The organism is Fulvivirga ulvae (assembly GCF_021389975.1).
In the GTDB taxonomy this organism is placed as follows: domain Bacteria; phylum Bacteroidota; class Bacteroidia; order Cytophagales; family Cyclobacteriaceae; genus Fulvivirga; species Fulvivirga ulvae.
In genome coordinates this window covers 48,672-61,350 of the sequence record NZ_CP089981.1, presented here as the reverse complement: position 1 = coordinate 61,350, position 12,679 = coordinate 48,672, and the positions used below count along the sequence as shown (strand labels likewise).

Here is a 12,679-nt window from a genome sequence, read left to right as displayed (position 1 = left end):
TACATTGCTGCGATACCCGGCATTATACCCCCTAAAAATGATGTAAAAGTTGTAGTATGCTACAGGTGATCATTTTTAGCCTGGTCACCTTTCGGTCGGTTACAACGGGTTCTATCGCCTTGCAACGGTTATATGCGTCTATTTATCAGATATTTACAGTTTTACTGGTAGTCAAGTGTGTTCTGTAAGTATCTCTTTTTGAGATATTTAGTGTTCGACCAGCGTTACAGCTTACAATAGTCGTCTTATCCGGTAACCCCAAAGAGGCCATGCACCAGATAAACGGCTCAATTTATATGCCGTGCATACTATTACCTTACATTTAGAGGTCTAAAAGTCATGCTGCAAGCCTGTTTTTGGTCTCCCTAAAGGCAGTGCATCAATTTTTTTTCAACAAAAGTTACACCGCCTGCTACGTAAACTTTAAACTTGTAATTATCTGATATATAGATATTTATAAAATAAATAATTCCAAACGGATAAAATTTTTGTACCGGTCGCCCAATTTGGTGTTATTGAATTTTACTTACCGAATTCTATATTTACAACAGACAATTCAACGGGACTTTCAAACCGGCCATTCCTTAAAAGTCGAATGCCAGCCCTGCTTTCAAAATCTCATGGTAAAAGAAAGTAACCGTTACAAAAGCCTGCACAAATAAGACAGGCCCATCCGCCTTTTAAAAGGCGTTGAGATACCCTTAAGACTAAACAAGTATGATGAAAGGAGATGCTTCCTTTAAGCTTCGCTATGAAGCTTCGGAGGAGAACATTGACCACAAGCAGTTCAGCTACGTGACCTTTATTTTCAGAAATGAAAAAGGAGGTAAAGGCCGTGAGAATTTTGTAGTGTTTGAGCCATCAACGCCTAAAGCCAGGACAATAGCCAATTCTTTTGGCAAGAAGCGTTATGGTGATGCTTTCATCGAGAGCCTGGTAACTCCGAAGAATTACCAGAAAAAGGCAAGGGTATTGCTGGAAGAAGGCAAAGTGATCACGGCAGCCGACCTGACGAGCGAGGATGCCGGGAAAGCCGAAGCCATCAAAAAGACACTCCATAATGAACATGGAGTTTATACGCGTGAAAGTGCCGGGGACAATTATGAGGAACTGATCATTCCCATACCGGCAAAAGCAAAATATGAAGCTTCGATTGAACTGGTCAAACGGGAAGACGGGACGTACAGCTACGGGCTAACCCACGCCAAGGCTTTTGGCAGTTATACAGGAGAATCTTACGCCCCCAGCACAAACAGTCCCGTGTACCCAGACCGGAAATCAGCCCTAGAGTCTGCGTTAGGGAACCTGAAAAGGTTACTTGACATAGAACGAACTGCCAACGATGCCAGCCCTACAAAGGACAAAATGACGGGCATGGCATTGACGGCTATTGTTGAATTTGCCAGCGGTGAAGGCATAGAACTGACCGATGGCAATGTAGAACCAAAAGGAACAGAGAACAATGAGACAGAGATCCCCACCGCTGAAAAGTTAAAAAACACTTACGTGGCAGAAGATTTTGCAAGCAATGTTAGAATGCAATTGCTGGAAGGACAGCAGTATGATTTGCTGCCGCTTGCCCTTCTTACCATGGGCAGGAAAGATGTCAGGAAGAGGTCACTTAAGGAGGGTTGGACCGATTGGAGCTATGTGATCCGATCTGATGGTTTTAGGAAAAACCTTCCCAAAAACTTATGGGACTTCGTACCTGATAAACTGAAACATACTGCCAAAGAGGAAACTGTCACCTGGAAGCCCGACCCATTGGACAAAGGGCTTGCCAGGATAATGACACCTTTTACCAGCACCAAATCAGATTTGTGGTTGCTGATGGCAGTATTTTTTAAAGATCAGGGCATTCTTGCCACCGATCTTTATAAGCAGTTTTTTGTCTACTCCCCCAATCCACCTTATCGGGGTGCGTATTGTATGACCTATAGGTGCAACCTGCATTCATTGCAGTTGGATGATACAACAGAGAAAGTGGAAAATGTCGAAGCCCTAAAAGTCCACCTAACGGGGCCGGAGTTTAAAGGGATGTCCGTTCCGGCCGAGTTTCTGGCTACCTACAGGGTGGATGGCCAATCATTGCAGGCTTTTCTTAAAACACTCAGAAAAACCCGGCTATGGTACGAAGAGCGGTTTATTTTAATTAAAGCCGATACCATTTTCCGGGTTGACGTTAACCATATGCTTGCGTGCCTGACCGGAATGGTTAGGCTTGGCCACAACTCCCTGGAGATCGGCATTAGCCGCGATACGAATTCGATGTTGCTTGCCCCGGAGGGAATGCTTGCCCCGGCCATAAAACATGAGAGTAGCTATGCACTTGTGGAATGTCATAGCAATCAAAAGCTAGGCCACCCCAGCGGGAGGGGTTATCTATACTATAACCTCGAAACAGGCCAGCCAGAAACTACAGGTATTGCCGGCTCCCCGGAGGGTAACAATGATCAAGGTGGTGGACAGGAAGATCAGGAAACGCCTGAACCCCTCTCCAATAGTGAAGAGACGGTTCCGGAAACAACCGAAACTACCCCAGAGGAAACTGCTCCTTCAGAAATTATTGTAACTCCAGAGGAAACTACTTCTCCTGAACCCAAGGAATCTGACGATGACCCGGAGGTCGTCGCAGACTTTCTTGAAGAGTTGTTCAACCAGTTGCAGGAAGGCCAGCAATACCATTTGTTGCCCTTTGCCTTAACAACTATGGGCAAGCCGGAGGTACGTAAAGTTTTAGCTGCCCGGAATATTAACGACCTCGGTGTTTTGATAGCCTCAAAGGATTTCAGGGAAAACCTGTCGAACAACCTTTGGCAACTTATTCCTGACAAGTTCAAAAGTGCCGGAAAAGTAAAACCTGTAGACTGGAAGCCAGATCCAAGGGACAAAGATTTTGTGAAACTATTGGCAAAATTTACCAGTAGACAGACAAACCACCCTCAACTCATGGGTGTGTTTTTTGACGATGAAGGTATAGTGGCCAGTGATGGGCACAAAATGATTTTCATCAGCCAGCAGGAGACAGATTATCGGGGCATATACTGCATCACGCCAAGTTGTCGCAAAGGCATATTGAAAATGGCCGGTGAATTGAAAGAAGCCAGCCGGCAGGAAGTAGAGATCTTAAGAGTCAACCGGCCATACGTCACATACAAGAAGGGAATCATACCCGAAAGTTATGATTTCAGAGCAAAGCTAAATGTACCCTCACTGCGATCGTTCCTTAGAGCCCTTAAAAAGACTAAGCTCTGGTATATTGACCGTGTTGCAATATTTAAAGCCGGTGACCTCGTCGTAGGATTTGACCTTGATCTTTTATTAGACACGGTTGATGCCCTGCTTAAACTAGGTCATGAAGCATTGGATATAGGCATTAATGGCGGACAGAAGCCGAACATCATTGCCCCGGAAGGTAAGCTGGACCAGGCAGCGAAGCTGGAAACAGATTTCGGGCTGGTGATGCCTCACACACTAGGTGATCTGTTTGAAGGCAAACCAATGGGCAAGGGCTTTTTGTACTACAATTTCGAAACTGGTGAAGCGGAGACCTCCGGTGTAGCCGGTGTCCCTTGCGCCTGTGAAAAAACTGAAAAGTCCCAGGAGCAGGAAAACGTCCCCGCCCCGAATGAAGCACCCGAACTTGATGTAGTTGAAGATTTCAAGCCACTTCCAGGAGAAGAGGAAGAACCTGAACCTGATGCATTACAAGAACCCGGGCTACCTCCTAGCGAGGAGAACGAACCTGCTTTGGAGGACATCGACATAGACCCCGTTTACACGGGCGACTCCCCAGCGTTAACACCGGATTTTCTAAAGCGCTTATCGGCTGTTGCTGATGGCGAAATAAGCTTTGAGACCTATCAAAAGATCATCCGGGTTGCACAGTCAAGGCTGACCCTGGACAATATTTCTCCCTCGTTTCTGGACAGTCATCCTAAGATGAGAGACTTTTTAAAGTCGGAAGGCTACTTTTTCTACCTTCCAGCCGAAGATTACGGTTGGGGAACAGTTGATTTCAAAACCGTAGATCGTTTTAAGGAGCTGTTGCAGTTTATGGACGCAGAAGCCAGGCCAGCAACAGGGAAATATTTTGAAAACCCTGACGGATTTATAGATGGCTGGTTGTGGATCGGCAAAGGTGTCCGCGTGATTACTTTCAGAAATCCCTTGAAAGAACAAGGCTATGCCTTTGCAGTGTCAGTCCGGGGCTTGCACCCCTGGGTAGAGCCAGTGGTCAGGTTCATTGAAGAGCATGGCGGTGCACGAACACAAGAGCCACAGCCAGGCTTTGAACAAATGGAGTTTACAGCCCCGGAACCCCCTGGGGGACGCGAAACCCTGCTCTCCCACCAGGAAATGCTTGACCTGGTCGTCGCGCACATGCATGATATGTATTCAGAGGGCAAACGTGCTACCAAAGGGCAGATCGAAAAACTCGCCAAGCAGCTTTCTGTCCCCAATACGGGCATGATGTGGGAAGCCGTTGAATTAAGCTGGCTGATCTGGTATGCGATGATCTACATGCAAAAGGTTCCCTTTATTGTCAGGCTGAACCAAATGATCCGCTTTTGGGAGAAAATCCAACCTTCTTATGCTTATTCTGACAGCTCCAAGGAGCTTTACAGGCAATACAGCACCCCTTGTCCCATAGGTGCTATAATAGCCCAATACACGGACATGGAAAGAGCCCAAAGCATTTTTGATCCTTCTGCGGGCAACGGATTGCTGTTAGTTGGTGCCAGTCCGCGAAAAGTACACGCCAATGAGATCGACACCACCCGTCTGGAGTCTTTGAAATTCCAGCGATTTAAAACCATCACCAACTACAACGCGGCAGAACCCTTTCCTTCGGAGATGGCAAAGTCTTTTGATGTCGTAGTGACCAATCCCCCGTTCAGTCGGTGGGAAGATGATAAGTATAACAAGGAAGAAATCATCCGCAGGTATTTCAACAACCAAATTGGGCTTGCCAGGAACATCCGGCTGGAACACATGATGGCAGGCCTTGCCCTTCATTGTATGAAAGACAGCGGAAAGGCCGCAATTATCATCATGGGACACGTCTATTTCGATGATGATGGGTTCATTGCCAAGTACCGGCCTTTTTTTAACTGGCTGTACCGTCACTATTATGTAGATGATGTGATCAACCTGAACAGCTACAACCTATACAACAAACAAGGCACCATCGAAAAAACGATGCTGATACTGGTAGCAGGCCGCAAGGCTGAGCCGTCCGGTGTTGCCCCGCTCAAAAGTGAAGCCCCATCACTGGAAGGTATGGTGAACAGCTTTAGCGAACTATGGGAAAGGGTATCCAGCCATATTATGCACCCCTTGGAAAAAGTTATACAACAACTCAAAATAGAAACAGGACTATGATTTTTCTGAACAACCAATTAATGACAACTGAAAGCCAGGTCAGGCTTTACGCGGTGAGCAACCCGGTAGCCTTCACTAACTATAATGACCATGAAGCCGCCCTGTTTATCCGGCTGCATGAACTTATCGCAGCATCCCTGGAACAAGGCGAAAACCCTATAGGTATGATCGAGGACTATTTAGGTATTACCTATAACTCAGGTGAAAGTGTGGAAGAAATCGCCACCTTTCTGTTCCAGAGTGGCGCTATGGAAAAGGCGCTGTGGGACTTAAAAGACAACTGGTCAGTGTTCGACCCCTCACTACCTGAAGCCTCACTCGTTCGTGGCGGCCTTCCACAATCCGAAGGCCTGGCCATCTACCAGGAGATCACCCTAAAGAGCTACCTGGAAACCCTTTCAACCATTTTTGACCGATGAAGCCCATGCTGGAAGAACCTATAGAAGAATTATCGCCTATAAGCGTTGAAGAAGCCGCCGCCATGGCCGCCAGCCAGGATGCGCTGGTCACCTACGTACCCAAATCAAAGGCCACCTTTAAGATGGAGACACTTATTCCGAGAACCTTGGCCTTTGAAGTGCAAAAAGCCCTTAGCGCAGTGGTCAAAAGGCGTGGGAATATCGACAACTATGTCCGCGACCATTTGAAATATGCTACCGTACAGGAACTTTGGAACAGCCTGAGTGCCGAGCAGGTCGATGCCGTTGCCTTGTACCTGGAACAGTTCGATAAGGACATGGGGATCATTATCGCGGACCAAACCGGAATAGGAAAAGGTCGTCAGGCGGCAGCCGTTATCCGCCATGCGACCATGAACGGTTACCTGCCCATATTTTTCACCCGCAAGCCCGACTTGTTCACCGATATGTTACGCGACCTGAAAAGTATCGGCTTTGACAGGATACGCCCTTTCATCGTTAATACAGACACCAACGCCAGGATCAAAGATGCTGACGGGCATGTGGTATTTTCACCCTTGAGCCCCAACCAGCAAAAGGAGCTGTTGACAATCAGCCGGGAAGTTCCTACTGAAAGCCCCGAATCGATAGAATACCACAAGAGCATTAATAAACCCTTGCCCGACCCGGACAAATACCCAACGGTCACCCTGACCGAGTCCATTGACTATCTCCCTGAAGGATACGACTGCATTTTCTGTACCTATTCCCAAGTGCAGGCCGCGCAGCCCTATAAGAGATTGTGGTTGAGTCAGTTGGTTAGCCGGGGTGTTGAAGGCAGCAAGAGGTACAAAAAAGTAGTTTTTATCCTTGATGAGAGCCATATGGCGGGAAGCTTTGACTCGATTGTCGGGAAATGGATGCGCGAAGTACTCCCAAGAACCAAAGCCTGTTGTTTCTTAAGTGCAACGTTTGCCAAATACCCGGAAGTCATGCCCTTCTATGGCAAGAAGACCTCTATACAGGAGACCAACATGGAGGATGAAAAGTTCGTCGGGGCAATGCAACGCGGCGGGTTGGCACTTCAGGAAATCGTCGCCTCCAACCTGGCCGAAAGCGGGCAGCTCATCCGCCGACAGCGCTCGGGTGAAGGTATCCGCGTAGAATACCAAGTCCTGGACAAAGAACCTCAACGCAGCAAGAACCGGGCAAGTGTGGACAGGATTATCAGGCTCATGAACCAGGTAGTTGAGTTTGAAGAACGGTTTATTTTGCCAATCCTCAATGATATCCATGCCGAAACCCGCAAAGCAGGTGAACACATGGACAGCAGGCCCCAAAATTTAGGAGTGAAACAGGCACCCTACTTTTCACGGGTTTTTAATATTGTTGACCAAATGCTCTTTGCTTTGAAGGTCGAAGAGGTTGCCAAAGAAGCGCTGAGGCTTTTGCATGAGGACAAAAAAGTCGTGATCGCCTTTAAGTCCACAATGGGGGCTTTTTTAAAAGATTTGAACCTTGCCAGCGGCGATGCCCTGCAAAAGGAACAACTGGATTTCTCCCGCACACTCATGAAAGGCCTGGATTCTATTTTCTACTACAGCTATACTGACATTGCAGGCGAGAAAACCCGCATGCGCATTGAGCTGGAGGAACTCCCTGCCAATGGACAGCAGGCCTATCATGCCCTGAAAAAGGCCATGGCCGAAGAAGATACCGGGCTAACGATTTCTCCGATTGACCAGCTTTTGCACATCATTCAAAACACCCCTAAGCCTGCCCACCTTGGAGGCCATAACGGCAAGACCTTCCGGGTGGCCGAAGTGACAGGCCGGAACCAACGCATTCGCTTTGAAGCTGACCAGGCAATCGTTGAGGCCTTTCGGGCTGATACTGAAAAATCGTTCCGGTTATTCAACCAGGGGCATTATGATATGCTGCTAATCAACCAATCTGGCAGTACAGGGTCTTCCGCCCATGCATCAAAAGACTTTGAAGACCAACGCATCCGTGCCATGATCATTCACCAGTTCGAATTGGACATCAACACCGAAGTCCAAAAACGTGGCCGTACCAACCGTACAGGCCAGGTTGAACTTCCTGAATATTATTATGTCACCAGCGACATCCCGATGGAGAAAAGGCTAATGACCATGCTGAAAGCCAAGCTTAAAAGCCTGGATGCCAACACCACGGGATCGCAAAAGACCAATGATGATACACTCAAAAGCCCTGATTTTTTCAATAAGTATGGAGACAAGGTAGCCTGGGAATGGGTGTCGGACAATCAAGGCCTGGTGGAAAGAATGGGATGGCCTACTTATCACAGGGTAATAGGGAAATTTGGAGATGTAAGCTATGTACGGAATGATAGCGATGAAGGTGCCATTAAACAAGTAACGGGACGTGCCGGCCTTCTAAGTGTTGCAGAGCAGGACAAGGTGTATAACGACCTGCTCTCCCGGTATGAACACCGGATCAAGTGGGAGAAAGAACGGGGCACCTATGACCTGGAAACAGAATTTTTAAAGTTGGATGCCAGGATAGAAGCCCAAGTTTCTCTACCGCAAAGGCAGTGGTGGCAATACCCCATTTGGCCGACATACGGTGCGGGAAGTGAGCATCGTCAACAATATGCGCAAGCCGCTGACCAAAGACCAGGTAGAAGCACTCATCGAGCGCCATCTCGGGGATATGAAGCCTGACCAGTTGCAAGCCGAGCTTACCCACCAGGTCAATGAAAACCATGAAAAGGTAGTGGAAGAGCGCAGGGCGAGCCGCGAGGAGACAATCAATAAGCTGAAGGAAGAACTTGAAGAGCTGGAAAAAATGCCGGCAGATAAAGAAAATGCCGAAGCAGACAAAAAAGTGGAGCGGCAGAAAGCCAGGTTAACCGCCCTGATTGAGGAAAAAGAACGCTCGATGGGTGAATATCTTAAAGACCTGGAACGTACCAGGGAGGTACTGATCTCCTCCATTGACTACTGGCCCGCCGGACAGGTGGTGAAAGTACCTGTTCCCGCTACTTTGCAAAGCAGCCTTGGCTTTTTCTGCGGGATCAGTGTTGATCGAAGCAAGGACAACCCCTTTACACTGGGCAATGTGACCTTTCTGTTTGCCGTCGCAGACCAGCGCTCCCTGGTGGAAGTAAACCTGTTTGGCGAGGGGTTGAGCGAGCTACGTAACATATATGCCGAGAGCAAAGATGTTACCGAAGAAGAAGTCAGGGAGGCCAACGAAAATTGGAATGCCATGATTAAAGCGGCCTCCATGTCGCGCGAGAAGCGCCATATCCTTACTGAAAATTTAGTGGCTGCTGCCGATTCAATTGGTATGTACAACAAGCTGGCGAGATACAACACCATCGACGGGTTTATTAAGAACGGTATCCTTATGTCAAGGAATTACGGCGATAGCGAAGACAGCGAATCTGCTTTGCTGCCCGTTTCTGATGCACTCGAAGCACTGATGGAATTTGAGACCGGGAAGACCTTTATTGACAACGCGGGACGCATACGCCTGGAAAAGATGGATAGTAACCATTTCCAGGTCTTCATTATGAAGAAAGGTAATTTTTCGCTTCACACTGACGAAAGATTGCGCCAACTGATCTTGCGCAAGGCAGGCCAAAGTGAAGATGAGTTGCCCGATTTTGTGCAGAACGCCGCAGAGATGACTGCCGTATTGCCAGTCAGCAACCTTGGATCCTTCCTCAAGCAACTGGACACCCACGGCCTCCAGTATTTAGGTGAAGCCCGACAGCTCGAAGAATGGGAAATCGAAAATGAAGAAGACTGGAAAAAGCGTACTGATCGCCCTGACGGCATTTACATCTACGAACTACAGCGCCCTTATGGGCAAGGCAGTAATCCTACCAGTGGATTTCGGGAATATAAAGAGCCTTCACCTGCCCATGCGTTTGGCCTGGTGATCTATAGCCGGCCGCTAAAGGATAAAGAGAAGTACAACTACTCCCTGGTGCCGGTTTTTGAGGATGCCTCGGAACCTTACTTTCAATGGAAGGCGGCCATTGAGAATACTGCTATTCACGATGAACTTATAGCAACCCTAAAAGCTGTAAAAAGCAAGCCTGTTGAATCTATCATTGAAACCCTCGGGGTATTTATACTGAACAATGCCCATGAGGACGGCAATTTGGAGTTTGTCTTTGGCAGGTATGGTGTTCAGGAGCTGGGCATGGCCGCCTATGAAGACCTGATCGGAAAGATCACCATCCTGGACGAACTCATTATACAACTTAAAATAGAACTGGAACTGGTATGAGAAAAGAATATAGAATTGATGTGCCTGAGGCCGAAGACATTCCCCAATTCGTGAAGGTATTGGATGACCTTGCAACCGGAAACAATGTTTTTCTGGTTGGCGGTGCCGGAACCGGCAAAACTACGTTGGCAGAAAAAATCTCTTATTCCCTTTTTGGCAGGCAGGAAAATGACGGTGAAGAGCTGCCCTACGTCATAGTCAACTGCAATCAGTGGACGAGTCCCATCGATCTGATCGGTGGCCAGACCATCGAAGGCTACAAAGAAGGCCGGCTTATCAGGGCATGGCGTGAAGGCAAGATCCTTATCCTGGAAGAGATGCCGAAGTTAGATGCAAACACGGCGGGGATCCTTAATGATGCACTGGCAAAAAGCGCCAAAGATGGGGCTATCATCTTTAATGGTAAAAGCGAACCCGTAAAAAAACACCCGATGTTTGGTTGCATGGCAACAGGAAACGTACTTGGCAAAAGCCTCAGCAGCAGCTACGTTGGAAATAATGTCCAGGACGCTTCATTGCTTGACAGGTTTAGTGGCTGCATTTACAGAATTGGTTTCAATGAGAAACTGGAGCGGCACCTCGTATATCCGGCTGTTGTCGATATATGCCTGAAACTTCGAAAATCCATCCTCCGGTATGAAGGCAAGGGTGCAAACGATGACGATACAGAGGACATCATGACCTTGAGGACCATGATGAACATGCAGCGTACCTACGAGCTGGAAATGAAAAGGGAGCTGGGCATGGTCAAAAAACTACCCAACGGAAAAACGCTCAAAGATGCTTTGGAAAGCTATATGAATACCATGAGCCAGGACAAGGCCAGGAAGGTCGCTGCCGAAGTAAACCTGGAAGCCTTTTACAACTCCTATAAAGGCAAGGCCATGAAAGATGTGTTCCAGATTGAATATAAACGCAGACAAGGATAGTGGAGCTTAATAAACATACTGTTCGCTCAGGAGGTGACACTTACAATTATCTGGAATTTGACAGTGTCACTGATTTCCACCGTTTTGTGGACAGACAAGCCGAAATGTTGTCACTGGAAAATGCAGCACGATGGCGCGGAGAAGTAAGCCATGCCCATTATGAACTAAGCAATGGTACAGACTGGTATGGTGAACCACAACCGGCAAGTATTGATGAGCTGAATGAACATGAGCAATTTTCAGGGATCCATCTGGCGGAGCAATTGCGGCCAAAAATCCGGGAATATTTATACCCCTACCTTGAGCATCTGGACCGGGAGATACTTCCTATACCGAGAATGGCCTATAATGACCGGGGTTTAGGGGTCTTCTCTTTTGACCGGGCGGCTATGAGCCTGCAAAGGTTGGAAAGGGTCAACCTGTCCAGTAAACTGGACAAAACCAACAGCCAGCTTAATATCGAATTAGGCAGGACTCGAATTGTTACAACCGTTAAAAAGGCCTATGCCTGGTTTGAAAACCGTAATAGCTCTTTGCCGGCCATACGTCTGTACCTTTTGGCAGGTGGTAACGCTTCTGTCGAGGGCCAGGACATGCTATATACAGGTCTGGCCTGCAGCGAGTTGGTAGCATTCCTGGAACGGCGAAACATACCGGTAGAAGTGAACGTGCTGGTGGCCAGCATTTTTTCCGGACAGACAACCGTAGGTGTTGTGCGGGTAAAGCGTTTCCAGGACAAAGCAGACCTCAATCAAATCCTCCTGATGAGTTCCGATCCCCGGTATTTCAGGTTCAGGGGCTTCAAGGCCTTGATTGCCCTGGCGGACTACTTTGACCTGGTCATCCCTGACGGGCTTGGAAGACAGCAGCTAGGAATGAGCGACGGGTTTGTCAACGCCCTGGATAATGGAGGCTTTGTATTTGGGCAGCGGTATTCCCTGGAGGCAGCAGCTCTTGAGGTAAAAGAAATTATTGAACTATACCGACTAACAAAACTCAATGGCTTATTCAATTAACAGCAATATCATCAACAGGATCATGGATCATGGCCGCAAGCTGACAAAGGGTTGTGGTACCCATTGCCGGGACTTCCGGATCATGACTTCACCCATGAGAAAGGGAACTCTGGTTTTGCGCTGGACAACCATCAATATTGACAATCCCGACAGGCCGGTGCAATGCTTCCGCTATGCCTGCTTTGACCGGCGCGGCAAACCATTGCAATGCTCGGTGCATTATGCCGACAATGCTGAGGCCAATGAATTTTTTGAAAGCCTGAAAACCCATTACCAGCAGGTTTTCTCCAATGACCATAAACTATCAAACTATGTATGAACTGGAAAAAGTAAACCCCGCAGACCTGAACAAAATACAGGTCAGAAAACAGGGCAAGATCATGGAGCTGACCGGGAGCAAATTTGATCCTGCCAAGGCTTATGAAATGATCAGCCGGGAGACTGGAGGATTCAAACAGGAAGTAGACAAAGCCAAAGAGGCGGATGCCCTGTTCATTCAGCTATTAAAACGTGAAGGGATCGCTCTGCCAGGTGACAAACCAAAGAAAGAAGACGGGAAGAAACCAAGCACTAAGACGGACAATGAAAGCCGCATCCGGATCCAGGAACAGGAACGCTCCCGGGCGATTGAGATACTTCAACTAAAATTAAAACTAGCAGCATAACA

General features: G+C 47.8%; 8 protein-coding genes. All 8 read left to right on the top strand.

The window, feature by feature from the left end; genetic code table 11:
- The first annotated feature begins 717 nt into the window (after nt 1-717).
- Genes LVD17_RS00255 through LVD17_RS00220 form a run of 8 tightly spaced genes read left to right on the top strand, consistent with a single transcriptional unit; the run spans nt 718 to nt 12,677 of the window.
- A complete protein-coding gene (locus tag LVD17_RS00255) occupies nt 718-5,385 on the top strand; it encodes an N-6 DNA methylase (protein WP_233763862.1) in 4,668 nt (1,555 codons plus the stop codon).
- A gap of 20 nt (nt 5,386-5,405) precedes the next feature.
- Nucleotides 5,406-5,804 carry a hypothetical protein gene (locus tag LVD17_RS00250; protein WP_233763861.1) on the top strand — a complete coding sequence of 133 codons (399 nt, stop codon included), beginning with the start codon at nt 5,406-5,408 and terminating at the stop codon, nt 5,802-5,804.
- Nucleotides 5,801-8,488 carry a strawberry notch C-terminal domain-containing protein gene (locus LVD17_RS00245; RefSeq protein ID WP_233763860.1) on the top strand — a complete coding sequence of 896 codons (2,688 nt, stop codon included), beginning with the start codon at nt 5,801-5,803 and terminating at the stop codon, nt 8,486-8,488. Before LVD17_RS00250 ends, LVD17_RS00245 begins: the two co-directional genes overlap by 4 nt.
- The gene (locus tag LVD17_RS00240; protein ID WP_233763859.1) at nt 8,418-10,067 is read left to right on the top strand and encodes a hypothetical protein; all 1,650 of its coding nucleotides are present in this window, start codon (nt 8,418-8,420) and stop codon (nt 10,065-10,067) included. Before LVD17_RS00245 ends, LVD17_RS00240 begins: the two co-directional genes overlap by 71 nt.
- Entirely contained in the window at nt 10,064-10,996 is a 933-nt protein-coding gene (locus tag LVD17_RS00235) for an AAA family ATPase (protein WP_233763858.1), read from the top strand. Before LVD17_RS00240 ends, LVD17_RS00235 begins: the two co-directional genes overlap by 4 nt.
- The gene (locus LVD17_RS00230) at nt 10,996-12,012 is read left to right on the top strand and encodes a DUF7192 family protein (protein ID WP_233763856.1); all 1,017 of its coding nucleotides are present in this window, start codon (nt 10,996-10,998) and stop codon (nt 12,010-12,012) included. Before LVD17_RS00235 ends, LVD17_RS00230 begins: the two co-directional genes overlap by 1 nt.
- The gene (locus LVD17_RS00225) at nt 11,996-12,331 is read left to right on the top strand and encodes a hypothetical protein (protein ID WP_233763854.1); all 336 of its coding nucleotides are present in this window, start codon (nt 11,996-11,998) and stop codon (nt 12,329-12,331) included. Before LVD17_RS00230 ends, LVD17_RS00225 begins: the two co-directional genes overlap by 17 nt.
- A complete protein-coding gene (locus LVD17_RS00220; protein WP_233763852.1) occupies nt 12,324-12,677 on the top strand; it encodes a hypothetical protein in 354 nt (117 codons plus the stop codon). Before LVD17_RS00225 ends, LVD17_RS00220 begins: the two co-directional genes overlap by 8 nt.
- Nucleotides 12,678-12,679 lie beyond the last annotated feature (2 nt).

What these genes read in the sequence shown, in the direction of transcription:
- LVD17_RS00250 (WP_233763861.1), top strand. Translation starts at nt 5,406, where the DNA reads ATGACAACTGAAAGCCAGGTCAGGCTTTACGCGGTGAGCAACCCGGTA.
- LVD17_RS00235 (WP_233763858.1), top strand. Translation starts at nt 10,064, where the DNA reads ATGAGAAAAGAATATAGAATTGATGTGCCTGAGGCCGAAGACATTCCC.
- LVD17_RS00255 (WP_233763862.1), top strand. Translation starts at nt 718, where the DNA reads ATGATGAAAGGAGATGCTTCCTTTAAGCTTCGCTATGAAGCTTCGGAG.
- LVD17_RS00245 (WP_233763860.1), top strand. Translation starts at nt 5,801, where the DNA reads ATGAAGCCCATGCTGGAAGAACCTATAGAAGAATTATCGCCTATAAGC.
- LVD17_RS00220 (WP_233763852.1), top strand. Translation starts at nt 12,324, where the DNA reads ATGTATGAACTGGAAAAAGTAAACCCCGCAGACCTGAACAAAATACAG.
- LVD17_RS00225 (WP_233763854.1), top strand. Translation starts at nt 11,996, where the DNA reads ATGGCTTATTCAATTAACAGCAATATCATCAACAGGATCATGGATCAT.
- LVD17_RS00240 (WP_233763859.1), top strand. Translation starts at nt 8,418, where the DNA reads ATGCGCAAGCCGCTGACCAAAGACCAGGTAGAAGCACTCATCGAGCGC.